22 protein-coding genes are annotated in these 23176 nt (G+C 71.4%); 15 read left to right on the top strand and 7 right to left on the bottom strand.

Translation table 11 applies throughout. The features are described from left to right. Positions 1 to 60: 60 nt before the first annotated feature. Positions 61 to 2034: a glycoside hydrolase family 97 catalytic domain-containing protein gene (locus tag ACIREE_RS22715; protein WP_404154920.1), complete on the bottom strand. Its 1974-nt coding sequence runs from the start codon at positions 2032 to 2034 to the stop codon at positions 61 to 63. A 178-nt stretch (positions 2035 to 2212) separates the two neighbouring features. Here ACIREE_RS22715 and ACIREE_RS22710 point away from each other — a divergent pair, with 178 nt between their 5' ends. Continuing rightward, a complete protein-coding gene (locus ACIREE_RS22710) occupies positions 2213 to 2749 on the top strand; it encodes a GNAT family N-acetyltransferase (RefSeq protein ID WP_404155173.1) in 537 nt (178 codons plus the stop codon). 278 nt (positions 2750 to 3027) lie between these two features. Beyond that, the gene (locus ACIREE_RS22705; RefSeq protein WP_361065280.1) at positions 3028 to 3171 is read left to right on the top strand and encodes a hypothetical protein; all 144 of its coding nucleotides are present in this window, start codon (positions 3028 to 3030) and stop codon (positions 3169 to 3171) included. 13 nt (positions 3172 to 3184) lie between these two features. Here the strand turns inward: ACIREE_RS22705 and ACIREE_RS22700 are convergent, their stop codons facing one another. After that, a complete protein-coding gene (locus ACIREE_RS22700; protein ID WP_404154917.1) occupies positions 3185 to 4738 on the bottom strand; it encodes a purple acid phosphatase family protein in 1554 nt (517 codons plus the stop codon). Positions 4739 to 4881: 143 nt separating this feature from the next. On the opposite strand from ACIREE_RS22700, the gene ACIREE_RS22695 reads away from it, so the two are divergent. Together ACIREE_RS22695 and ACIREE_RS22690 are read left to right on the top strand one after the other, a co-directional pair. Next, positions 4882 to 5922 (top strand): 3-isopropylmalate dehydrogenase, encoded by a 1041-nt coding sequence (locus tag ACIREE_RS22695; protein ID WP_404154914.1) that lies wholly within the window; start codon positions 4882 to 4884, stop codon positions 5920 to 5922. Between the two features lie 260 nt (positions 5923 to 6182). Beyond that, complete coding sequence (locus tag ACIREE_RS22690) at positions 6183 to 7271, top strand: branched-chain amino acid aminotransferase (protein WP_404154912.1); 1089 nt, start codon at positions 6183 to 6185, stop codon at positions 7269 to 7271. Positions 7272 to 7311: 40 nt separating this feature from the next. Here ACIREE_RS22690 and ACIREE_RS22685 read toward each other — a convergent pair whose 3' ends face one another. Beyond that, positions 7312 to 8394, bottom strand: coding sequence for an FAD-dependent oxidoreductase (locus ACIREE_RS22685; RefSeq protein WP_404155170.1), 1083 nt, complete (start codon positions 8392 to 8394; stop codon positions 7312 to 7314). On the opposite strand from ACIREE_RS22685, the gene ACIREE_RS22680 reads away from it, so the two are divergent. Further along, positions 8308 to 8559, top strand: coding sequence for a hypothetical protein (locus ACIREE_RS22680; protein WP_404154910.1), 252 nt, complete (start codon positions 8308 to 8310; stop codon positions 8557 to 8559). The genes ACIREE_RS22685 and ACIREE_RS22680 overlap by 87 nt on opposite strands. 37 nt (positions 8560 to 8596) lie before the next feature. Here the strand turns inward: ACIREE_RS22680 and ACIREE_RS22675 are convergent, their stop codons facing one another. Continuing rightward, the gene (locus ACIREE_RS22675; RefSeq protein WP_404154907.1) at positions 8597 to 9307 is read right to left on the bottom strand and encodes a TetR/AcrR family transcriptional regulator; all 711 of its coding nucleotides are present in this window, start codon (positions 9305 to 9307) and stop codon (positions 8597 to 8599) included. Between the two features lie 85 nt (positions 9308 to 9392). Here ACIREE_RS22675 and ureA point away from each other — a divergent pair, with 85 nt between their 5' ends. The 4 genes from ureA to ACIREE_RS22655 all read left to right on the top strand — a co-directional run bounded on the left by ureA (position 9393) and on the right by ACIREE_RS22655 (position 13473). Then, complete coding sequence (ureA, locus tag ACIREE_RS22670; RefSeq protein WP_404154904.1) at positions 9393 to 10106, top strand: urease subunit gamma; 714 nt, start codon at positions 9393 to 9395, stop codon at positions 10104 to 10106. Next, complete coding sequence (locus tag ACIREE_RS22665) at positions 10103 to 11824, top strand: urease subunit alpha (protein WP_404154901.1); 1722 nt, start codon at positions 10103 to 10105, stop codon at positions 11822 to 11824. The genes ureA and ACIREE_RS22665 overlap by 4 nt, the downstream gene beginning before the upstream one ends. Before the next feature lie 7 nt (positions 11825 to 11831). After that, positions 11832 to 12857 carry an agmatine/peptidylarginine deiminase gene (locus tag ACIREE_RS22660; RefSeq protein WP_404154898.1) on the top strand — a complete coding sequence of 342 codons (1026 nt, stop codon included), beginning with the start codon at positions 11832 to 11834 and terminating at the stop codon, positions 12855 to 12857. A 61-nt stretch (positions 12858 to 12918) separates the two neighbouring features. Further along, on the top strand, positions 12919 to 13473 hold the full coding sequence (locus tag ACIREE_RS22655) for a TetR/AcrR family transcriptional regulator (protein WP_404155167.1): 555 nt from the start codon (positions 12919 to 12921) through the stop codon (positions 13471 to 13473). Positions 13474 to 13484: 11 nt separating this feature from the next. On the opposite strand, the gene ACIREE_RS22650 is transcribed toward ACIREE_RS22655, so the two are convergent. The 3 genes from ACIREE_RS22650 to ACIREE_RS22640 are packed head-to-tail and all read right to left on the bottom strand — an operon-like array spanning position 13485 to position 15858. Next, entirely contained in the window at positions 13485 to 14348 is an 864-nt protein-coding gene (locus tag ACIREE_RS22650; protein WP_404154895.1) for a biotin-dependent carboxyltransferase family protein, read from the bottom strand. Then, positions 14345 to 15109 carry an allophanate hydrolase subunit 1 gene (locus ACIREE_RS22645; RefSeq protein ID WP_404154892.1) on the bottom strand — a complete coding sequence of 255 codons (765 nt, stop codon included), beginning with the start codon at positions 15107 to 15109 and terminating at the stop codon, positions 14345 to 14347. The genes ACIREE_RS22650 and ACIREE_RS22645 overlap by 4 nt, the downstream gene beginning before the upstream one ends. Further along, the gene (locus ACIREE_RS22640; protein WP_404155164.1) at positions 15106 to 15858 is read right to left on the bottom strand and encodes a LamB/YcsF family protein; all 753 of its coding nucleotides are present in this window, start codon (positions 15856 to 15858) and stop codon (positions 15106 to 15108) included. Before ACIREE_RS22640 ends, ACIREE_RS22645 begins: the two co-directional genes overlap by 4 nt. A gap of 200 nt (positions 15859 to 16058) precedes the next feature. Between ACIREE_RS22640 and ACIREE_RS22635 the strand changes: the two genes are divergently transcribed. The 6 genes from ACIREE_RS22635 to cimA all read left to right on the top strand — a co-directional run bounded on the left by ACIREE_RS22635 (position 16059) and on the right by cimA (position 23143). Continuing rightward, positions 16059 to 16802, top strand: coding sequence for a DUF969 domain-containing protein (locus tag ACIREE_RS22635; protein WP_404154889.1), 744 nt, complete (start codon positions 16059 to 16061; stop codon positions 16800 to 16802). Next, positions 16799 to 17764, top strand: coding sequence for a DUF979 domain-containing protein (locus tag ACIREE_RS22630; protein ID WP_404154887.1), 966 nt, complete (start codon positions 16799 to 16801; stop codon positions 17762 to 17764). The genes ACIREE_RS22635 and ACIREE_RS22630 overlap by 4 nt, the downstream gene beginning before the upstream one ends. Positions 17765 to 17792: 28 nt before the next feature. Then, positions 17793 to 18437, top strand: coding sequence for a pyroglutamyl-peptidase I (pcp, locus tag ACIREE_RS22625; protein WP_404155161.1), 645 nt, complete (start codon positions 17793 to 17795; stop codon positions 18435 to 18437). 378 nt (positions 18438 to 18815) lie between these two features. Beyond that, positions 18816 to 19787: a DUF2891 family protein gene (locus ACIREE_RS22620; RefSeq protein WP_404154885.1), complete on the top strand. Its 972-nt coding sequence runs from the start codon at positions 18816 to 18818 to the stop codon at positions 19785 to 19787. Positions 19788 to 19904: 117 nt separating this feature from the next. After that, positions 19905 to 21221, top strand: a complete 1317-nt coding sequence (locus ACIREE_RS22615; protein ID WP_404154882.1) for an MFS transporter — start codon at positions 19905 to 19907, stop codon at positions 21219 to 21221. Positions 21222 to 21523: 302 nt separating this feature from the next. Next, the gene (gene cimA, locus ACIREE_RS22610; protein WP_404154879.1) at positions 21524 to 23143 is read left to right on the top strand and encodes a citramalate synthase; all 1620 of its coding nucleotides are present in this window, start codon (positions 21524 to 21526) and stop codon (positions 23141 to 23143) included. Positions 23144 to 23176: the final 33 nt, after the last annotated feature.

The raw sequence follows: 23176 nt of genomic DNA, 5'->3' as shown, positions 1-23176 counted from the left end.
CGGCCGAGGGCGGTGCTGTGTGCTCAGCAGATCAGCAACTTCCTTACTGGATCGGAGAGTTCAGCGGTCGCAGGTGGTGCGTCCGGGGTGCCAGCGGCAGGCGAGCGCCGCGAAGCCGCCGTCGGCCACCACGGGTACGGAGAGCGTGTCCGTGCCGCCGACCACGCGCGGGGTGCGCACCAGGCCCGACGGGCCGTCCGTGACCGTCTCCACCAGCCAGCGGCCGGCGCCGAGCCGCAGGGGTACGTCGACGGTGCGGGCCGCGCCCGCGAACGTACCGCCGATGAACCACCGCCCGGCCGCCTCGCGCGCCAGCACGGCCGCCTTGCCCGGGTCGCCGACGAGCAGCTTCGTGGCGTCCCAGGCGCGCGGCAGCTGCTCCAAGTAGCCGCGGGCGACGGGCCGTTGGTCGTACGACTCGGGGGTGCCCGCGAGGTTGGTGATGCCTGACTCGTACAGCACGCTCAGGCCCAACTCGCCCGCGTCGGAGTTCACGTTCGGGCGGTAGGGGCGGTGGAAGGCGCCCGGCGTGAAGTCCATGGAGCCGATCGCGTTGCGGGTGAAGGGGAGCACGGCGAGGTGCTCGGCGGTGTTGGTGCGCTTCTCCTCACCGCCGACGCCCTCCATCGTCATCACCTGCGGCCAGGTGCGCTGCACGCCCTTGGGGATGGTGGAGCCGTGGAAGTTGACCATGAGGTGGTGCTTCGCCGTCGCCCGCAGGATGTCGTCGTACCACTTGAAGCGGGTCTGCGACTCCGAGTCCATGAAGTCGATCTTCACGCCCTTGACGCCCCAACGCTCCAGCGTGGAGAGCCACTTCTCGCGCTCGACCGGGTCGGTGAGCAGCGTGTAGTGCAGCCAGACCTGGATGCCGACGCCACGTTCACGTGCGTGACCGACCAGCTCGGGCATCCAGTTGCGGGTCTGCCACTCGGGGTCGATCACCTCCCACTGGCCGGGCAGGTAGTACCAGCCCGCGTCGACGACCTCGTAGGGCCAGCCGCGCTCGGCCGCGTAGTCGACGTACTTCTCCTGCGCCGCCAGGCTCTGGCCCGCCTCCTTGCCGCCGGCGAGCCAGGTCCACAGGGCAGGACCCGGCTTGATCCAGGAGGTGTCCTTGACGCGGGAGGCCGGTGCCAGGTCGTCGATCATCGTCGACTCGGTGACCGTCGCGAGGGAGCCGGTGATGATCGCGCGCCAGGGGGTGGCGAGCTGCTTGCCCGCGGTGACCTGCACCGGTTCGTTGTTCCACAGTCCCACGCCGTACGACGACGAGCCCGCGGTGTGCGTGAGGCGGGCGCCCGCGTAGCTTCCGGAGAGGTCGGATTCGGCGATCAGCGCATAGGTGGACCCGGTACGGAACAGGCCCTGCATCGAGTAGTCGGCGCTGGGCGCCCCGGCCGCCGTGTACTGCTTGAAGGCGTTCTCGTTGTCCTGGCGGTACACGCCGAGCCAGGCGTCCGTGTCCGCGGGGAACGTGAAGGACGAGGCCTCACGCAGAACGTTGCCGGTCGCCGCCGTGGTGGCGCCGGGGAGCCGGTAGCGGTAGGCGATGCCATCCGATGTTTCCCGGACCACCAGGTCGAGCCGGGTGCCTGCGGCGCTCTTCGCCCGCAGGTGGTACGTGGTCTCGCGGGCGTGCACGTGGCGGACGCGTGCCTTGCCCGTGGTGGTGCGGTACGTCTCGTCGACTGTTCGGCTGTCGCGGCCGGTGAGCTTCAAGTCGGCGCTCAGGTCGGCGTGTTCGGTGATCAGGCCGACCGGGGACGGGGTGACGACCTGCACGCCGTTCCGGCTGACGGCGAGCGTGGGCCTGCCCGTAGCCGGATCGAGCGCGACGGTCGCGGTGGGGGTGTGTGAGGAGGGGGCGGCCGACGCCGGCGGGTCGGCGGAGGAGGCCGCCTGGGCTGCGGGCGGGGCGGTGCACAGTGCTGCGGTGAGGACCGCTCCCAGGGTCAACAGTGTTGCTCGTAGGGGGAGTTGGGGCGTCAACGGGTCACTCCGATCCGTGAGACATCCGATGAATCGGAGCATGGAGGGGGCGAGCGGGGCCCGTCAAGGTGGGTGACACGCATTTCGTTCGGATCGCTGACCGTGGTTCATGTTCGTGAACCCCTTCGTGAACCCGTTCGTGAACCCCTTCGTGCGTCCTTCGTGGACCACGGGATCCCTCACGATCGGCCCTCGCCTTGAGTACCGTGTCCCGGTGACCATGCTGCGTACTGCCCACACCGCCGACCTCGCCGCCGCCGAACTCGCCGCAGCCCGAGCCCTGTTGGACGAAGCCTTCGACGGTGACTTCTCCGACGCCGACTGGGCGCACGGCCTCGGCGGCGTGCACGCCCTCGTGCACGACGACTCCGGCGTGCTCCTCGCTCACGGGTCCGTCGCCCAGCGGCGCGCCGTGCACGACGGGGAGACCTTGCGCGTCGGTTACGTGGAAGCCGTCGCCGTACGCGCCGACGTGCGGCGCGCCGGGCTCGGCGGGCGGGTGATGGGCGCGCTGGAACGGGTGATCCTGGGCGCGTACGACGTGGGGGCGCTCTCGGCGTCGTCCGACGGGGCGCCGATGTACCTGGCGCGCGGCTGGGCCCGGTGGAGCGGCCCGTTCGCGGCGTACGGTCCGGGCGGGGTCGTCCGGCTGCCCGCCGACGAGGACCCGCCGTTCCTCTTCCCCGCGCTGGCCGCCCGCGCCCTCGACCCGGAGCGCGAGCTGCTCTTCGACTGGCGGGACGGCGACCTTCTCTGAGCGGCCTGTCGCCCACTGGCCGAAACAGCCCCTCTGCGTGGCCTGATCCGCGCGCTCAGAGGGCTGAAGGCGTGAAGCCGTCTCAGATAGTAGGAAGTCCGAGTAATTGTGGAGACAGAAGCAGCGATCCGTCCTAGCTTTGTAGAAGCCGAACGTATCGCTTACCTGGCGAATGGCGGACGCGAGCCGGAGCACCTCGCAGGCAACCCCTGCCGCTCCCCGCTCTCCGCCCCTTCCGGCCCTGAGAAATCCCCATAATCTCAAGGAGTCGATCCGTCATGGCCACTGCTACGCCCGCCCGCCGCCGCGTCCGTCACGTCTCCCCTTCGAGCGAAGCCGACCGGCAGACCGCCAAGATCGCCGCCGCCGCCCTCCAGCGCGCACTGGACCGCAGGGACAACGGCGGCGAGACCGGCCACTAGAGCCTTCTTGCGGTCAGGACCCCCGCCGTATCTCGAAGTGGTCGACGCGCCGCCCGTCCTGGGCCAGGGCCGACACCTTCAGGCGCGGGTGCGCGCCACTCTCCGCGTCCACCTTGAGCAGGGAGAATCCGCGGTAGCGCACCCGTGACCACTCGACGGTCTCGGTCCTGGACCGCTGTCCCCTCTTCCACACGAGGCTGTCGACGGACTCGTGGTGGTGCTCGTGTCCCTCGTAGCTCTCCTTGCTGCCGGGACGGAAGCCGTACAGGTCGCGGCCGCCGCCGCCCGCCGTGACGTACACGATGCCGTCACGCGTGGGGTCCGTCGTGCCGCCGACCGGCACGGCCCGGCCCACCGCGCCGTCCTTGACGGCGTCGGTCCGCTCGTAGACGTGGTTGTGCCCGTTGATCACCAGATCGACCTGGTGACGGGCGAACAGCGGCAGCCACGCGGCCCGCACCCCGCCGTCCGAGGCGTGCGTGGACGTGGAGTACGCGCAGTGGTGGAAGAAGACGACGACGAAGTCGACGGTACGGGAGGCCCGTAGCGCGCCGAGGGTCTTGTCGAGCCATGCCGTCTGCCGGCCGTCGCTGTGGCCGAGGTTGGCGGGGATCTCGTACGAGATGTCGTTCGAGTCCAGCGCCACGACGCCGACGTTGCCGTAGACGAAGGAGTACGCACCCGGTGTCGAGCGTGCGTCGAACCCGCTGTCCGGCAGCGACCAGCGGGCCAGTTGGCCGCCGTAGCCGTCGGGGGAGTACCAGACCTCCATGTCGTGGTTGCCGGTGGTCACCATCCAGGGCACGGTCCGCGCGACCTGCTCGTTCTGCTTGAGGAACAGGTCCCAGAACGCGGGGTCGTAGCCGTCCGACGTCTTGCCGTGCCCGGTGCCGTCGGCGTAGCAGAGGTCGCCGGCGTGCAGATGGAACGCGGGGTCCTGGCGCAGCACGAGGTGGTCGCTCGCCGCCGCCGCGCTGCCGACGCCCTGGTCGCCGAAGGCGGTGAAGGTGAACGCGGCGGGGTGCGCGGGCGCCGTACGGAAAGCGGAGACGGTCGGGCGGTGCTCGGCGGACGCCGGGTCGAAGCCGTCGTGGCCGACGCCGTAGTAGTACGTCGTGCCGGGGCGCAGCCCGTCCAGGGCCGCGTGCACATAGAACTGGTCGAGCGCGAGACGCACCCCGTCGGCCCCCGGAGTGTGCAGGCCGCGGACCTCGGCCTCGATCTTCCGGCCGAGGTCGCCCGGTTCCGTGCCGACGCGGACGTACGGGTTCTGCACCGCGACCGGCGTCTGCCAGGAGATCCGCAGCTGCGTCCGCGGGTCGGCCCCGAAGGCGAGATGGCGGCCGAAGGGCGGGACGGCGGAGCCCGGCGCCCCGGATGTCGCGGCGGCTCCCGCCCGTTCCGGCGACCCGCCGGACGAACAACCGGTGAGCAGGCCGCCCGCCACCGCGCCCGCCGTCACCAGGGCGCGCCGCCGCGTCAGCCTGGTGCGCACGTACTCGTACTGCTCGGCCATGCTCATCCGGCGCGCGAGCCGCGGTGGGATGCCGAAGTCAGGGAGGTCCATGTCGATGAAGTTCCCTCCGCACCCCAACGCCCGCTCTACGTAGGGGTGAACGCACGCTGTCGGGATGGCGCCGCCCGACGGACCGAGGTCCGCATTCTGGACATGGCGTGTCATCCCATGGGACACGGAGTACGGTGCGGGACATGTCTCGCAGCATCAATCTCGCAGTGATCCCCGGTGACGGTATCGGCCAGGAGGTCGTGGCCCAGGGTCTGAAGGTCCTCTCCGCCGTGCTTCCGCAGGATGTGAAGCTGGAGACCGAGGAGTTCGACTTCGGCGCCAAGCGGTACCACGCGACCGGTGAGACGCTCACCGACGCCGACCTCGACGCCCTCAAGAAGCACGACGCCATCCTGCTCGGCGCCATCGGCGACCCGTCGGTCCCCTCCGGTGTCCTGGAGCGCGGCTTCCTGCTCAAGCTCCGCTTCGCCTTCGACCACCACGTGAACCTGCGGCCCAGCAAGCTGCTCCCGGGTGTCGCGACGCCGCTCGCCGGTCAGCCCGCGATCGACTTCGTCGTCGTCCGCGAGGGCACCGAGGGCCCGTACACGGGCAACGGCGGCACGATCCGCAAGGGCACCGAGCACGAGGTCGCCACCGAGGTCTCCGTCAACACCGCCTTCGGTGTCGAGCGCGTGGTCCGGGACGCCTTCGCCCGTGCCCAGGCCCGCCCCCGCAAGAAGCTCACGCTGGTCCACAAGAACAACGTGCTGACCTTCGCGGGCCACCTGTGGACGAACGTCTTCAACAGGGTGGCGCAGGAGTTCCCCGAGGTCACCACCGACTACATCCACGTCGACGCGGCGACGATCTTCCTCGTCACCGACCCGGCCCGCTTCGACGTGATCGTCACCGACAACCTCTTCGGCGACATCATCACCGACCTCGCCGCTGCCGTCTCCGGCGGCATCGGCGTCGCGGCCTCCGGGAACATCAACCCGAGCCGCGAGTTCCCCTCGATGTTCGAGCCCGTGCACGGCTCGGCCCCGGACATCGCGGGCCAGGGCAAGGCCGACCCCACGGCCACCGTCCTGTCCGTCGCGCTGCTCCTGCGTCACCTCGGCTACGAGACCGAGGCCGCCCGCATCGAGACGGCCGTCTCCGCCGACCTCGGCGAGCGCGGCGCTGCCGTCCGCTCGACCGAAGAGATCGGCGACGCGCTCGCCGGCCGAGTAGCCGGCTGACCCGGCGCTCACCCTGTTACAGCAGAAGTCGCCGGGTCGCATCACGCACCCGGCGGCTTCTTCTGTGCGGCCCCGGGTGTCACCATCAACCCTGGGCCGCACCACGCACCACCGCACCCACCAGGCCCGTTTCGAGCACACCTCCCCACGCGCGATAATCGAACGTGGGCCGCGATGTACGTAGAAGCTCGGACGTCCTAGTACAAGGAGTGCAGGCGTGAACGCGGTCCGTCACAACCAACGGTGAAGGACACGCAACCATGACGACGCCCACGATCGAGCTCAAGCCCTCGAACACCCCGCTGTCCGCCAAGGAGCGCGAGGCGATCCTGACCAACCCGGGGTTCGGCCGCCACTTCACCGATCACATGGTGACGGTCCGGTGGACCGAGGGCCGCGGCTGGCACGACGGGCAGCTCACGCCCTACGGTCCGCTCTCCCTCGACCCGGCGACGAACGTCCTGCACTACGCGCAGGAGATCTTCGAGGGCCTCAAGGCCTACCGCCAGCCCGACGGCACCGTCGCCACGTTCCGCCCCGACATGAACGCCAAGCGCTTCCAGCACTCGGCCTGGCGCCTGGGCATGCCCGAGCTGCCGGTCGAGACCTTCGTCGAGGCCTGTGACCTGCTCGTCCAGCAGGACAAGGAGTGGGTGCCCGCACACGGCGGCGAGGAGTCGCTCTACCTGCGGCCGTTCATGATCGCGACCGAGGTGGGTCTCGGCGTGAAGCCCGCGAGCGAGTACCTCTTCATCGTCATCGCCTCGCCGGCCGGCGCTTACTTCCCGGGCGGTGTGCAGCCCGTCTCCATCTGGCTCTCCGAGGACCGCGTGCGCGCCGTCCCGGGCGGCGTCGGCGACGCCAAGACCGGCGGCAACTACGCGGCCTCGCTGCTCGCGCAGGCCGAGGCCGCCGCCAAGGGCTGCGACCAGGTCGCCTACCTCGACGCCGTCGAGCACAAGTGGGTCGAGGAACTGGGCGGCATGAACCTGTACTTCGTGTACGGGGACCGGATCGTCACGCCGACGCTCACCGGCTCGCTGCTCGCGGGCGTCACCCGCGACTCGCTGCTCTCGGTCGCCGAGGACCTCGGCTACAAGTCCGAGGAGTCCCGCGTCTCCATCGAGCAGTGGCAGGCCGACTCCGCCTCGGGTGAACTCACCGAGGTCTTCGCCTGTGGCACGGCCGCCGTCATCACCCCGGTCGGCACGGTCAAGCGCGCCGGTTCCGAGTGGCAGCAGTCGGGCGGCAAGGCGGGCGAGGTCACGATGAAGCTGCGCAACGCGCTCCTGGACATCCAGCGCGGCACGGCGAAGGACCCGCACGGCTGGATGCACCAGCTGGGCTGAGCTCTCGTGAGCCGGTTCTGCGGCCGGCCTCACCCTGATGTCAGGCCTGCGCGGCGTCGAATCCCGCGAACATGTCGTGCAGCTTCTGCTGCGCGTCCGGGCCGAACATCAGGGTGAGGTTGCCCGCGGAGTCGGCCGCCGTCTCCGCGCCGCGCGGGAAGAGTTCCTTCTCGTACGAGGTGAGCGCGGCCTCCGCGTCGCCGGGGTGGCCGACGATCGCGCGGGCCAGCTCGGCGCCGTCGAACATGGCGAGATTGGCGCCCTCGCCGGCGAACGGCGACATCAGGTGCGCCGCGTCGCCGAGCAGGGTGACGCCCGGCATCCGGCTCCACTCCGTGCCGATCGGCAGTGCGTGGATCAGGCGCGGCACCAGCGCGCCCGCGGCGTCCGCGATCAGGGCGCGCAGCCGGTCGTCCCAGCCGTCGAAGAGAGCGAGCACGGCGGCGCGCGCGGCCTCCGTGTCGGCGAAGTCGATCGTGCCGAGCCACTCCTCGGGTGCCTTCACCGCTACGTAGGTATGGATGCGGCCGTCGCCCTCGCGGTGCGTCAGCAGGCCCTTGCCGTCGCCGAGGGTGAAGCTGCTGCCGCCGCCGATGAACGCGGCGAGCTCCTCGAACCGCTCCGCGCCGGGCAGCACATCGGCCTCGACGAACGAGATGCCGGTGTATGCGGGCCGGGCGTCGGTGAGCAGCGGGCGCACCTTGGACCAGGCGCCGTCGGCGCCGATCAGCAGGTCGGTGGTGAACCTGCTGCCGTCGGCGAGGGTCACCAGATGGCGTCCGGGGACGTCCGTGGGCTCGGCCCCCGTGACCTTCGCGCCCCAGCGGATCGTGCCGTCGGGCAGCGACTCCAGCAGGATGCGGCGCAGGTCGGCGCGGTTGACCTCGGGGCGGCCGCCCTCGCCGTCGTCCGTGTCGTGCCGGCGCAGCGTGCCGTCCGGGTCGATCATCCGGCTCTCCTCGCCGCCGGAGAGGACGATCGCGCGGAATTCCTCGTACAGGTGCGCCGCGCGCAGGGCGGCCTGGGCCGTCTCCTCGTGCAGGTCGAGCATGCCGCCCTGGGCGCGTGCGCCGGCCGAGGCGTCCAGGTCGAACAGGGTGCAGGCGATGCCGTTGACGTGCAGGACGCGGGCGAGCGTGAGGCCGCCGAGCCCGGCACCGATGACGGCGATGGGGTGGTGGGGGTGTCCTGGGGGGTGGGGGTGGTCATGGCATTCATGGTGGCCTCCTTGGTTCGTAGCTGCCCTTTCACCGTAACGAACATGTTCGTAACGAACAAGTTCGTCTAGCGGTGTGGAGACCCCAGAATGTGCCGAAGGGTGCTTGTCAGGCGTCCGTGACCTGCGGTTCGGGCGCTGCCGCGATGCCCGCGATCAGAGCGGCGAACCCCCAGTCGAGGCGCGACGACGGCGCCCCCGCGACGAGCGTCGTGGAGAGCCGGGCGAGCTCCGGATGCCGGGCGGGGGAGGCGGCGGCGATCGCGGCGGCCGTGGGGTCCATGTGGTCCTCCGCGCGGCCCGCGTGCTCGGCCGCGGTGGCCGTCGCGTACATCAGGAGCAGGTCGATGCCCCAGGCGGCCCGCGCGTCGGAGACGCCGCCCGCCAGGAGCAGCGACAGCAGGGCCTCCACCAGGTCCAGGTAGTGCTCACCCGCCGGGCGCACGGTCAGCGCGGAGCGGGCCAGTGACGGGTGGCGGAACAGCATGTCGAGATACGAGGTGAGCAGCGCGGTCAGCCGGTCCCGCCAGTCGCCCGACGCGTCCCGCGCGGGCGTCAGGTCCACCTCGGCGAGCAGCGCGTCGAGCACTGCCGCGTGCAGTTCGTCGGTGTTGCGGACGTACACGTACAGCGAGGCGGGTCCGGTGTCGAGCTCGCCCGCGAGGCGGCGCATGGTCACCTTGCCGAGGCCCTCGGCGCGCAGGACGCGCACGGCGGCGGCGACGATGCCGTCCCTGCTCAGGGCGGGTTTCGCGGGTCGCTCGCGGCGGCTGCGCGGGGGCTGGGCCGCCGGGGTGCTGTTCGAGTCGGGGCTGTTCACGGGGTCACGGTAGCCGCCGGGAAGCGGTTAGAGTGGCGTTCAAACCTTTTAGAATGCCGTTCAAACCATGAAGGGGTGTGACAGCGTGCGACTGACCCCGACCGAGCGCGACCGGCTGCTGCTGTTCGGCGCGGCCGAACTGGCGAGGGCCCGGAAAGCGCGCGGGCTCCGGCTCAACGTGCCCGAGGCGACCGCGCTGATAGCGGACACGGTCTGCGAGGCGGCCCGGGACGGGCGGCGGCTCGCGGAGGCGATCGAGGCGGCGCGCTCCGTGCTCGGCCCCGACGAGGTGCTGCCCGGCGTCGCCGATGTCGTCACCGAGGTGCACGTGGAGGCCGTCTTCGACGACGGTTCGCGGCTCGCGGTGGTGAGCGACCCGATCGGGGCCGGGGAACAGGGTCTCGGCGACCGGGCCCCGGGCGCGCTGCTCCCCGGCCCCGATCACGCCGACGTGGCTCCGCGCTCGACGCTCACCGTCACCAACACCGCGACCGTCCCCATCTCCGTGACCTCGCACTTCCACTTCTTCGAGGCCAACCCGCGCCTCGACTTCGTACGGGCACGGGCGTACGGGATGCGGCTCGCCGTGCCCGCCGGGTCGTCCGTGCGGTTCGGCCCAGGGGAGAGCGCCGAGGTCGGGCTCGTCCCGATCGGCGGTGCCCGGGTCGCCATCGGCTTCGCCGGTCTCGTGGACGGGCCGCTGGACGCACCCGGCGCCCGTGAAGAGGCGCTGCGCCGCGCCGCGGCCTGCGGCTACCTGGGCATTCGTGACGTTCTCGACGAGGAGGCGGACCGATGAGCCGCCCCGGAGGGCACCCCGCGGAGGCCCGCCGCCTCACCCCGCATGAGTACGCGAGCACGCACGGCCCGCGCGCCGGCGACCGGCTCCGGCTCGGCGACTCCGGGCTGACGATCCGGGTGGAGTCCGACTCCCAGGCGTACGGCGACGAATTCCTCGCCGGGTTCGGGAAGACCGCGCGCGACGGGCTGCACCTGAAGGCGGCCGCGGTCCGTGACACCTGCGACGTCGTCATCAGCAACGTCGTCGTCATCGACGCCGCGCTCGGCATCCGCAAGGTGTCCATCGGCATCCGCGAAGGGCGCATCCACGCGATCGGCCGCGCAGGGAACCCGGACACCCTCGACGGCGTCGACGTCGTCGTCGGCACGGGCACGTCCATCGTCTCCGGCGAAGGGCTCATCGCCACCGCCGGAGCCGTCGACACCCACGTCCACCTGCTGTCCCCGCGCATCATGGAGGCCTCCCTCGCCTCCGGTGTCACCACGATCATCGGGCAGGAGTTCGGCCCCGTCTGGGGCGTCGGCGTGAACTCGCCCTGGGCGCTCAAGCACGCCTTCTCCGCCTTCGACGCCTGGCCCGTCAACATCGGCTTCCTGGGCCGGGGTTCGTCCTCGCACCGGGCGCCTCTGGAGGAAGCGCTCGCCGAGGGCGGCGCCTGCGGGTTCAAGGTGCACGAGGACATGGGCGCACACACCCGCGCGCTCGATACCGCGCTGCGCGTGGCCGAGGAGCATGACGTCCAAGTCGCCCTGCACAGCGACGGGTTGAACGAATGCCTGTCGGTGGAGGACACGTTGAAGGTGTTGGAGGGGCGGACCATCCACGCCTTCCACATCGAGGGCTGCGGCGGCGGTCACGTACCGAACGTGCTGAAAATGGCCGGAGTCCCGAACGTCATCGGGTCCTCAACCAACCCCACCCTGCCCTTCGGCCGGGACGCCGTCGCCGAGCACTACGGCATGATCGTCTCCGTCCATGATCTGAAGACGGACCTGCCCGGCGACGCCGCCATGGCCCGGGACCGGATCCGCGCCGGGACGATGGGCGCCGAGGACGTGCTGCACGACCTGGGCGCCATCGGCATCACCTCGTCCGACGCGCAGGGCATGGGGCGGGCGGGCGAGACCGTCCGCCGTACCTTCGCGATGGCCGGGAAGATGAAGGCCGAGCTGGACGAGCCGGATCTGTCAGGCGTCGGCCACGACAACGAGCGCGTCCTGCGCTACATGGCCAAGCTGACCATCAACCCCGCCATCGCGCACGGCCTCTCGCACGAGATCGGCTCGATCGAGCCCGGCAAGATGGCCGACATCGTGCTCTGGCGCCCCGAGTTCTTCGGTGCGAAGCCGCAGCTCGTCCTCAAGTCCGGCTTCCCCGCGTACGGCGTCGTCGGCGATCCGAACGCGGCCACCGACACCTGCGAACCGCTCGTACTCGGGCCCCAGTTCGGCGCATACGGTGCCACGGCCGCCGAGCTGTCCGTCGCGTTCGTCGCGCAGGCCGCGGTCGACCAGGGCAACGACGGGATGCCCACGCGCCGACGCCGCGTCGCCGTGCGCGGCACCCGCGGCATCGGCCCGGCGGACCTGCGCCTCAACTCCCTCACCGGAGCGGTGGATGTGGACCAGCGCACCGGCCTCGTCACCCTCGACGGCGAACCGCTCGGCTCCGAGCCGGCCGAGTCCGTCTCCCTCAACCGTCTCTACTTCCTCTGAGGACCTCATGATCTATCTGATGCCGCCCGAATGGGCGCCGCACGAGCGCACCTGGATGGCCTGGCCCGGCCCCAACCCGACCTTCGCCGACGAGGGGGAGCTGGCCGAGGCACGCGCCGCCTGGGCCGCGGTCGCCCGCGCCGTCCGCCGGTACGAGCCGCTGACGATGGTGGTGGGCACGGGTCAGCTCGACACGGCCCGCGAACTCCTCGCCGACGGCGTCGAGTTGGTGGAGCGCGATCTCGACGACGCGTGGATGCGCGACATCGGCCCGACCTTCGTCAAGGACCGGACGAGCGGTGAACTCGCCGCCGTGGACTGGACGTTCAACGGCTGGGGCGCCCAGGAATGGGCCCGCTGGGAGCAGGACTCCAGGATCGCCCGGCACGTCGCCGACCTCACGGGCGTGCCCGCGCACTCCTCGCCGCTGGTCAACGAGGGCGGCGCGATCCACGTGGACGGCGCGGGCACGGTCCTGCTCACCGAGACGGTGCAGCTCGACCCGGACCGCAACCCGGGCTGGACCAAGGAGCGGGTCGAGGCCGAGATCCATGCCCGGATCGGCACCTCGAAGGCGATCTGGCTGCCGCGCGGGCTGACCGGCGACTACGGCGAGTTCGGCACCCGCGGGCACGTCGACATCGTCGCCGCGTTCGCCGCGCCCGGCGTGGTGATGGTGCACTCCCAGCGCGATCCGGCGCACCCGGACTTCGAGGTGAGCCGCGAGATCATCGGCCTGCTCACCGGGCGGACCGACGCGCGGGGGCGCCCCCTGGAGATCGTCGAGATCCCCGCACCGGCCGTGCTCGCGGACGACGACGGCTGGGTCGACTACTCCTACATCAACCACTACCTCTGCAACGACGGCGTCGTCCTGTGCGGCTTCGACGACCCGCGCGACGAGGAGGCCGCGGCGCTCTTCCGCCGCCTCTTCCCGTCCAGGGAGGTCACCCTCGTCGACGCCCGGGCGATCTTCGCGGGCGGCGGCGGCATCCACTGCATCACGCAGCAGCAGCCCGTGGCAGGGTTCTGACGTGACCCGTCGACGCGTTCGCACCCCCGCCCCGCCCCTGGACACCGTGCTCGCCGCGACCATGGCGATGATCGCCGAGAACGGTCTCGAACGGCTCACCATGGCCGCGCTCGGCCGCGAGGTCGGCATGAGCAGCGGGCACCTCGCCTACCACTTCGGGTCCAAGGACGAGCTGCTGCTGCGGACGCTGGAGTGGAGCGAGGGCCGACTCGGGGACGAGCGAGCGCAGTTGCTGGCCGGATCGGGCGGTGCACGGGAGCGACTCGACGCCTACGTGGACCTGTACGTGCCCGGCGGGCCCCGCGACCCGCACTGGACGCTCTGGATGGAGGTGTGGAACCGCTCGCAGAGCGCCGCCGCCGGCATCTCCGCCCGCGCCCGGCAGTCCGCCATCGAGGGCGCCTGGCACCACGACCTCGTGGCGCTGCTCGCCGAGGGGATCGCGCGCGGCGAGTTCAGCGAGGTGGACCCGGACCGTTACGCGGCACGCCTGAGGGCGCTCCTCGACGGGTTCTCCATCCACGTGGCGATCGGCCTTCCGGGAGCGGAGCGGGGCCAAGTGCTTGCGCACGTAAGGGAGTTCCTCGACGACGGGCTGGCCGACCCCGTCGCCTGAAAAGGGCTGTCTCAGCAGGGCGCGAAGCGCACCGGGGTACCGGGCACCGCCTGAGCCGCGGCGGCCAGGGCCGGTTCGGGCACCACGGCGATCACCGGGTAGCCGCCGGTCGTCGGATGGTCGTGCAGGAAGACCACCGGGCGGCCGTCCGGCGGCACCTGGACCGCGCCGAGCACCATGCCCTCGCTGGGCAGTTCACCCGCCGACTCCCTTTCCAGGGGTGGGCCTTCGGTGCGCAGGCCGATGCGGTTGCTGTGCACCGAGACGGTGTACGTCGCGGTCAGGAAGGTCCGCAGCGCCGCCTCGGTGAACCAGTCGGAGCGGGGGCCGAAGCGGGCCGGCAGCACCAGCTCCGCGGGGGGCGCGGGCCAGGGCGCCGCCGCGGGGAGCGCCGGGGGAGTGGCGTGGGCGGCCCCGCCGACGGGGAGCAGGTCGCCCTGCGCGAGCGGGGCCGGGCCGAGCCCCGAGAGGAGGTCGGTGGAGCGGCTGCCTAGCACGGGTGGGACGTCGATGCCTCCGGCGACGGCCACGTAGGAGCGGATGCCTGCCGTGGCCGGGCCCGCGTCGAGTGTGGCGCCGGCCGGGACGCGGACCGGCGTGCCCCAGGGGGCGGGGATTCCGTTCACGGTGACCCGGCACGGGGCTCCGCCGATCACCAGGGTGACGTCCGCGTCCGGGCGCAGGGCGCAGCCCGTGAGGGTCGTCTCCAGTACGGCGGTGTCCTCCGGGTTGCCGGCCAGTCTGTTGGCCAGGTGCATCGCGGGGGCGTCCAGGGCGCCGGATCGCGGTACGCCGAGGTGGGCGTGGCCGGTGCGTCCCGCGTCCTGGATCGTGGTCAGGGCTCCGGGCCGGGTGACCGTCAGTTTTGTCGTCATCGCTCGTTCGGCTCCGGCTGCTCGCCGTGGCGTGGTGCGTGGGTCGCCGACTGATCGTCGTCGGTGGCGGGTCGCGCCCCGCGGCGGAGCCGCTGATCGATACGGTCCCGCGCTCCTGAAGGGGCGAATCGCACCCGGGATCCAGGGGACAGGAGGGCAGCCTGCTCTCGCGACGGGTCCCACAACCGGGACGGATCCGGCATCGTGCCGATTATTTGCCAGCCGCCCGGGGTCGCCCTCGGGTAGACCGCCGAGTACGGGCCCGCCAGGGCCACCGCGCCCGCCGGGACCCGGGTGCGCGGGGTGTCCCTGCGCGGGACGTGCAGTTCCGGCGGGAGGCCCGTCAGGTAACCGAAGCCGGGGGCGAAGCCGCAGAACGCGACCCGGTAGGTGTACGAGGCATGGCGCGCCGCCACCTCGTCCTCGGGGACACCCCACCGTGCGGCGACGTCGGCCAGGTCCGGGCCGTCGTACACGACCGGGATCGTCACCACGTCACCGTCGGCCGGGGGCGTCGCGGGGATGTCCCAGGTGGTGAGCTGCCGGGTCAGCGCGGCCGGATCGGGGACGCCGTCGAGCAGTACCGTGCACGCGCCGGGCACGATCTCGGTGACCGGTGGCAGGGTGCCCGCGGCCCGGCGTCGCAGCAGCTCCGCGTGGAGGGCGCCGGTGCGCTCGGCGTCCGGCAGTTCCACCAGGAGCGCGTGCCGCCCGGCGGGCCGGACCACGAGGTCTGCGAGGTTCGCGAGGTCTGCGGTCACGCGAACGCACCCACCGTGACCCCGGCCTCGGCCAGGGCCGCGCGCACCCGCGCCGCGATCCGGGCCGCGCCCGGGGTGTCGCCGTGCACGCACAGCGAACGGGCCGCGACCGCGACCGGCGTGCCGTCGATCGCCTCGACGCCGCCGTCCACGGCGAAGCCGACGGCCCGGCGCACCACCGTGTCCGCGTCCTCGACGACCGCGCCCGGCTCGCGGCGCGGCACCAGCGTGCCCTCCGCGGTGTACGCGCGGTCGGCGAACGCCTCCCGTACGGGGTGCAGGCCCGCCTCCTCGGCGGCGGCGAGCAGCCGCGACCCGGGCAGGCCGAGCACCGGCAGGTCGCCGCCCGCGAGGCGGACCCCGGCCACCACGGCGTGCGCCTGCGCGTCGTCGCGCACCGTCCGGTTGTAGAGCGCGCCGTGCGGCTTCACGTACGTCACCTCGGCTCCGGCCGCCTGGGCGAAGACCCGCAGCGCCCCGATCTGGTAGGCCACCTCGGCCGCCAGCTCGTCCGGCGGTACGTCCATGGCGCGGCGCCCGAATCCGGCGAGGTCCCGGTAGGAGACCTGCGCCCCGATCCGCACCCCCCGCTCGGCGGCCAGGTCGCAGACCCGGCGCATCACGGAGGGGTCGCCGGCGTGGAAGCCGCAGGCGACGTTGGCGCTGGTCACGACAGAGAGCAGGGCCTCGTCGTCGGTGAGGGTCCAGCGGCCGAAGCCTTCGCCGAGGTCGGCGTTGAGGTCGATCACGCCTGGGATTTCGTCCTGGATCACCTGCTCAACGTAAGCGATCGTTCAACAATCCGACAAGAGGTGGTTTTGATGGGTGATGCGCCACAACCTCTTGTTCGATCGTTCAACGATCACCTAAGGTCCCGTGCATCCCCCATGGAAGCGGAGTCTCCGTTTTCATGCCTTCCCCGTGCCCTCGTCCTGAAGAAGGCGGCCGCATGATCGTGCTTCTCGGCGTGCTCGTGGTGATCCTCGGATTCGTCACGCGCCGCAATCCCGTCCTGGTGGTCGGCGTGGCCGGTATCGCCACCGGACTCCTCGGCAAGATGAACCCGCAGGAGATCCTCGCCGCCTTCGGCCACGCGTTCGCCGACAGCCGGTCGGTCACCGTGTTCGCCATCGTGCTCCCGGTGATCGGCCTCCTGGAGCGGTACGGCCTGCGCGAGCAGGCCCGCACCCTCATCGGGAAGCTCGGCAAGCTCAGCGCCGGCCGCTTCCTCACCGTCTACCTGCTGGTCCGCCAGGTCACGGCCGCCTTCGGGCTCAACAACCTGGGCGGCCCGGCGCAGACCGTGCGCCCGCTCGTCGCGCCGATGGCCGAGGCCGCCGCCGAACGCACCATCGGGGGGAAGCTCCCCGACAAGATGCGCGAGAAGGTCCGCTCGTACTCGGCCTCCGCCGACACCGTCGGCGTCTTCTTCGGCGAGGACTGCTTCATCGCGATCGGCTCGATCCTGCTGATCACCGGCTTCGTGAACTCCACCTACCACCAGGAGCTCGAACCGACCCAACTCGCCCTGTGGGCCATCCCGTTGGCCGTCTGCGCCTTCGTCATCCACGGCGCCCGGCTGCTGCTGCTCGACAAGCAGCTGGAGCGCGAGATGGCGCTCGCCGCCGCCGAGAACGACCTCCCCCTGCCGCCGCAGACGCCGGGACAGTCCCGTGAGGAGTCCGCCAAGTGATCAAGGTCGAATGGCTCTACTGGCTCATCGGTCTCGTCTTCGTCATCATGGCCGTCCAGATGGCGCGGGACGTCAGCAACCCCAAGCGCTGGACGTCCGCGGCCTTCTGGGGACTGCTCGGACTGACCTTCCCCTACGGCACCGGTGTCGTCGAGGGCGGCGCGAGCTGGACCCTGCCCGCCGAACCGCTCGGCGTCGCCGTCCTCGCGCTGATCGTCCTCGCCGGGTTCAACTTCATCGGCAAGGGCGTGCCGGTCACCACGACGCAGGAGCAGCGCGAGGCCTCGGCGGCCCGGCTCGGGAACAAGCTCTTCATCCCGGCCGTCACCATCCCGATCGTCGCCATCATCTGCGCGTCCTTCCTCGACGAGTCGGGCCTCTTCGAGACCGGCAAGGCCACGCTGATCGGGCTCGGCCTCGGCTGCATAGTGGCGCTGGTCGTCGGCATGCTGGTGACGGGCGAGCGCAAGGTCTCGGTCCCGATCCACTCCGGCCGCTCGATGCTGGAGGCGATGGGCTCGGCCCTGCTGCTTCCCCAGCTCCTGTCGGTGCTCGGCTCGATCTTCGCGGTCGCCGGGGTCGGCACCCAGGTCGGCAAGATCGTGAACGACGTCCTGCCCGACAACTCCAAGTACTTCGCCGTGGTCGCGTACTGCGTCGGCATGTTCCTGTTCACCGTGATCATGGGCAACGCGTTCGCCGCGTTCCCCGTGATGACCGCGGCGATCGGCTGGCCCGTACTCATCCAGCAGATGCACGGCAACGAGGCGGGGGTGCTCGCCATCGGCATGCTCGCCGGCTTCGCCGGCACGCTCTGCACGCCGATGGCCGCCAACTTCAACATCGTCCCGGCGTCGCTGCTCGAACTGAAGGATCAGTACGGGCCGATCAAGGCGCAGTTGCCGACGGGTATCGCGCTGCTCGTCTGCAACATTGTGATCATGGCCGTCTTCGCGGTCTAGCCAGTAGTCCAGTTCAGGAGGCATGTCGATGACCCGGGTCCTGCTCACCGGCTTCGAACCGTTCGGCGGGGAGTCCGTCAACCCGTCGTGGCAGGCGGCGGAGCTCGTCGCCGCCGCGCCGCCGGACGGTCTCGCCGTCACCGCGGTGCAGCTTCCCTGCGTCTTCGGGGAGTCCCTGACCGCGTTGCGCTCCGCGGTCGAGCGGGTGCGGCCCGAACTCGTGGTCTGCCTCGGCCAGGCGGGCGGCCGCACCGGCGTCACCGTCGAACGGGTGGCGATCAACGTCGACGACGCGCGCATCCCCGACAACGCGGGTGCCCAGCCGATCGACGAGCCCGTGGTGCCCGGCGGGCCCGCCGCGTACTTCTCTTCCCTGCCGGTGAAGGCGTGCGTGGCCGCGATGCGGGGTGCCGGGGTTCCGACGGCGCTCTCCAACACGGCCGGCACGTTCGTCTGCAACCACGTCGCGTACGGCCTGGGTCATCTGCTGGCGACCGAACTCCCCGGCGTCCGGGGCGGTTTCGTCCACGTCCCCTGGGCCCCGTCCCAGGTCCCGGACGGTAACGCCGCCGCGCTGCCCGCGGAGCTGGTGGCGACCGGTATCCGCGCCCTGCTCGCCGTTGCCGCCGAAACCACGACGGACATCCGCGTGACCGAGGGCGCGACTCACTAGCGCCGTGGGGTCTGGGCGGGTCGCAGGTTGTTCGCCGACCGTGCCCCGGTGGGGACTTCTCGCGCAGTTCCCCGCGCCCCTGAAATGCGCACTGCGTGCGCCATTTCATCGGGCGCGCATCACGCGCCCCATGGAGCAGCGGCGAAGCCGCACGCCCTAGGGGCGCGGGGAACTGCGCGCTCAGCCCCCACCGGGGCCGCGGTCGAAGGACCTCCTAGGGGCGCGGGGAACTGCGCGCTCAGCCCCCACCGGGGCCGCGGTCGAAGGTCCTCCTAGGGGCGCGGGGAACTGCGCGACCAGCCACGACGAACGCGCACCCGGCAACGAACCCGCCCCCGGCAGACGCATCCCCGCAAACCGACCCAGAGAGGCCACCCCATGCTCACCCCGGAGGAAACCGCTCAGCTGGCCACCGCCAACGTGACCCGCGAGTTCCCCAACTTCCCCGCCCACCTGGTGACAGCCGCCACCGAGAACACCCGCCCCAGCACCCTGCACCCGGCCTTCTACGGCGCCTACGACTGGCACTCGTCCGTGCACATGCACTGGCTGCTCGTACGGACCCTGCCGCAGCTGTCCGCCGACACCACAGCCACGTACACCGACGTGCTCGACCGGCACCTCACCCCCGCCCACCTCGCCACCGAGGCCGCCTACCTCCTGGACAGGCCGGGCTTCGAGCGGCCCTACGGCTGGGCCTGGCTGATCGCGCTCGCCGCCGAGTGCAAGGACACCCGGTGGGGCGCCGCGTTCGCGCCCGCCGTGGACGCCGTGGAGCGGCTCCTCACGGACTGGCTGCCGAAGGCCACGTATCCCGTGCGCCACGGCATCCACACCAACAGCGCTTTCGCGCTCGGCCTGATCCTGGACACCGGCGCGGCGGCCGGTCTCACGGCCGCCACCCTGGAGAGCGTCCGCACCCGCCTGCGCGGCTGGTTCGCCGACGACCACGACGCGCCCGCCCACTGGGAGCCCTCGGGCCAGGACTTCCTGTCGCCCGCGCTCAGCGAGGCCGACGCGATGCGCCGGGTCCTGGGCGCGGAGGAGTTCGCGGCGTGGCTCGACCGGTTCCTGCCCGCGCTGCGCACCGGCGAGCCCTGCGCCCTGCTCGACGTGCCGGTCGTCTCCGACCACGCCGACCCGTGGATCGGCCACCTCCTCGGCCTCGCGCTCTCCCGTGCCGCCGCCCTGCGCGCGATCGCGGGCGCGCTGCCGGACGGGCCGGTACGGACCCGCCTCACCGAGGCCGTCGACGCCCATCTCGCGGCGGGCCTCCCGGCCGTCGACAGCGGCGACTTCAGCACGGACCACTGGCTGGCCACGTTCGCGGAGCTCGCCCGCCGTCCGTGAGACCGCCGACCGTGAGCCGTCCGTAACCGGTCGTGAACTCAATGAACGCAAGTACGCGCGATCGTTGCGCGGCGCACCCTTGTCACGCGGCCCGGCGGTCCTCCATCGTGGCCCCCCATGGGACGAGAGCAATGGAAGAAAGTCCTGGTCGGATCGGCCGGGAACATGGTCGAGTGGTTCGACTGGTTCGTGTACGCGAGCTTCGCGACGTACTTCGCCGGGGCCTTCTTCCCCGACGGCAACCCGACCGCGCAGCTGATGAACACCGCGGGCATCTTCGCCGTCGGCTTCTTCATGCGCCCGGTCGGCGGCTGGCTGCTCGGCCGGGTCGGTGACCGCAAGGGCCGCAAGGCGGCGCTGACCCTCACCGTGACGCTGATGTCGGCGTCCGCGGTCCTCATCGCGGTCGCGCCGACCTACGGCGTCGCGGGGTACGGCGGCGCCGTCGTGCTCCTCATCGCCCGCCTCCTGCAAGGGCTTTCGGTCGGCGGCGAGTACGCGGCCAGCGCCACCTACCTCACCGAGGCGTCCGACCCGAAGCGGCGCGGCTTCGCCTCCAGCTTCCAGTACGTGTCCATGACAGCGGGCCAGATCGTCGGCCTCGGGCTCCTGATCATCCTGCAGCGCACCCTGTCCGACGACGCCCTGCACGGCTGGGGCTGGCGCATCCCGTTCATCGTCGGCGCGCTCGGCGCGGCGATCATCTTCTACCTGCGCCGCAACATGCTGGAGACCGAGGTCTACGAGGAGTCCGCCGACGCCGGCACCGTGGCCGGTGACGACAAGGGCAGCATGAAGGCCCTGTGGGCGCACCGGCGCGAGGCGTTCCTCGTCATCGCGCTCACCATGGGCGGCACCGTGGCGTACTACACGTACACGACCTACCTCACCAAGTACCTGTCCAACTCGGCGGGCCTCAGCAAGCAGACGGCGACCCTCGTCTCGTTCTGCGCGCTCATCGTCTTCGCCTGTCTGCAGCCGCTCGCGGGCGCGCTCTCGGACCGCATCGGCCGCCGTCCGCTCCTGATCACGTTCGCCGTCGGCTCGACCTTCCTGACCGTGCCGATCATGACGCTGCTGCAGCACGCGGGCTCGTTCTGGCCGGCGCTCGGTCTGTCGCTGCTGGCGCTCGTCATCGTCACCGGCTACACCTCCATCAACGCCTGCGTGAAGGCGGAGCTCTTCCCGACCGGTATCCGCGCCCTCGGCGTCGCCCTGCCGTACGCCATCGCCAACGCCCTGTTCGGCGGCACCGCCGAGTACGTCGCCCTGTGGTTCAAGGACGGCGGCATGGAGTCGGGCTTCTACTGGTACGTCGCCGGATGCGCGGCCGTGTCGCTGATCGTCTACCTGAGCATGCGCGAGACCCGCGACATCGACCTCAATCGAGTGAAGCCGACGGACCCCGCAGTGCAGCCGGAGCCGGCGACTTAAGGACGCCTGTTCGCATCGTGAGACCACAGTCCGGGGCCGCCCGGGCTGTGGCAGACTGCGGTCGTGCTCTCGTTGGCAATGATTATTGGCAGCAGGCGCGCCGGTCCGCAGTGACCGCCACGTACGACCACGTACGGGCGGACACCGTCGTCCTCGACCCGCGCGCAGACCTCTCGCACCCGCGAGAGGTTTTTCTCGTTTCTGGCCCACCCCATGCCAGGCGGAGAGCGCGCGGGATCATTGATGGACGGTGGAGCCGGTCATTCCGGTAGACCGAGATCCCATACAGGAGCCAGATCAGCATGAGCAGCAGCACCGGCGAACGCACCAGCGAAACCGACGATTCCTTCCACGTCTTCGACACGACGCTGCGCGACGGCGCACAGCGTGAGGGCATCAACCTCACCGTCGCGGACAAGCTGACCATCGCACGGCACCTGGACGACTTCGGCGTGGGCTTCATCGAGGGCGGCTGGCCCGGCGCCAACCCCCGCGACACCGAGTTCTTCGCCCGCGCGCAGGAGGAGATCGACTTCCAGCACGCGCAGCTCGTGGCGTTCGGCGCGACGCGCCGCGCCGGCGCAGAGGCGGCGCAGGATCCGCAGGTCAAGGCCCTCCTCGACTCCGGCGCCCCGGTGATCTGCCTGGTCGCCAAGTCCCATGACCGGCATGTCGAACTGGCCCTTCGCACGACCCTCGACGAGAACCTGGAGATGGTCCGCGACACCGTCTCCCACCTCGTCGCCCAGGGCCGCCGGGTCTTCGTCGACTGCGAGCACTTCTTCGACGGCTACCGCGCCAACCCCGGGTACGCGAAGGCGGTCGTACGGGCCGCGCACGAGGCGGGCGCCTCGGTCGTCGTGCTCTGCGACACCAACGGCGGCATGCTGCCCGCGCAGGTCCAGGCGATCGTGCACACCGTGCTCGACGACACCGGCGCCCGGCTCGGCATCCATGCCCAGGACGACACGGGCTGCGCCGTCGCCAACACCCTTGCCGCTGTCGACGCGGGCGCCACCCACGTGCAGTGCACGGCCAACGGCTACGGCGAGCGCGTCGGCAACTCCAACCTCTTCCCGGTCGTCGCGGCCCTGGAGCTCAAGTACGGCAAGAAGGTCCTCCCCGACGGCTCGCTGAGCGAGATGACGCGTATCTCGCACGCCATCGCGGAGGTCGTGAACCTCACCCCGTCCACGCACCAGCCCTACGTGGGCGTCTCCGCGTTCGCCCACAAGGCGGGCCTGCACGCCTCCGCGATCAAGGTCGACCCGGACCTGTACCAGCACATCGACCCCGACCTCGTCGGCAACCGCATCCGGATGCTGGTCTCCGACATGGCGGGCCGCGCCTCCATCGAGCTCAAGGGCAAGGAGCTCGGTGTCGACATCTCCGGCGACCGCGAGCTGGTCGGCCGCGTCGTCGAGCGCGTCAAGGAGCGCGAACTCAAGGGGTACACGTACGAGGCCGCCGACGCCTCCTTCGAACTCCTCCTGCGCGAGGAGGCCGAGGGCAGGGCCCGCCGCTACTTCCGCGTCGAGTCCTGGCGGGCCATCGTCGAGGACCGCCCCGACGGCACGCACGCCAACGAGGCGACCGTGAAACTGTGGGCCAAGGGCGAGCGCATCGTCGCCACGGCGGAGGGCAACGGCCCGGTCAACGCCCTCGACCGCGCCCTGCGCGTCGGCCTGGAGCGCATCTACCCCCAGCTCGCCAAGATGGAGCTGGTCGACTACAAGGTCCGCATCCTGGAGGGCAAGCACGGCACGTCCTCCACGACCCGCGTCCTGATCTCCACGGCCGACGGCGCCGGAGAGTGGGCCACGGTGGGCGTCGCCGAGAACGTGATCGCGGCGTCGTGGGACGCCTTGGAGGACGCGTACACGTACGGCTTGCTCCGCGCCGGGGTCGAGCCGGTCGAGTAGCTCAAGCTCGGGGGCGGGGCTCGGGGCTCTGCC

The sequence above is a fragment of the Streptomyces sp. NPDC102467 genome, from assembly GCF_044765445.1.
Lineage (GTDB): Bacteria > Actinomycetota > Actinomycetes > Streptomycetales > Streptomycetaceae > Streptomyces.
This window is presented reverse-complemented; position numbering and strand designations above follow the sequence as displayed.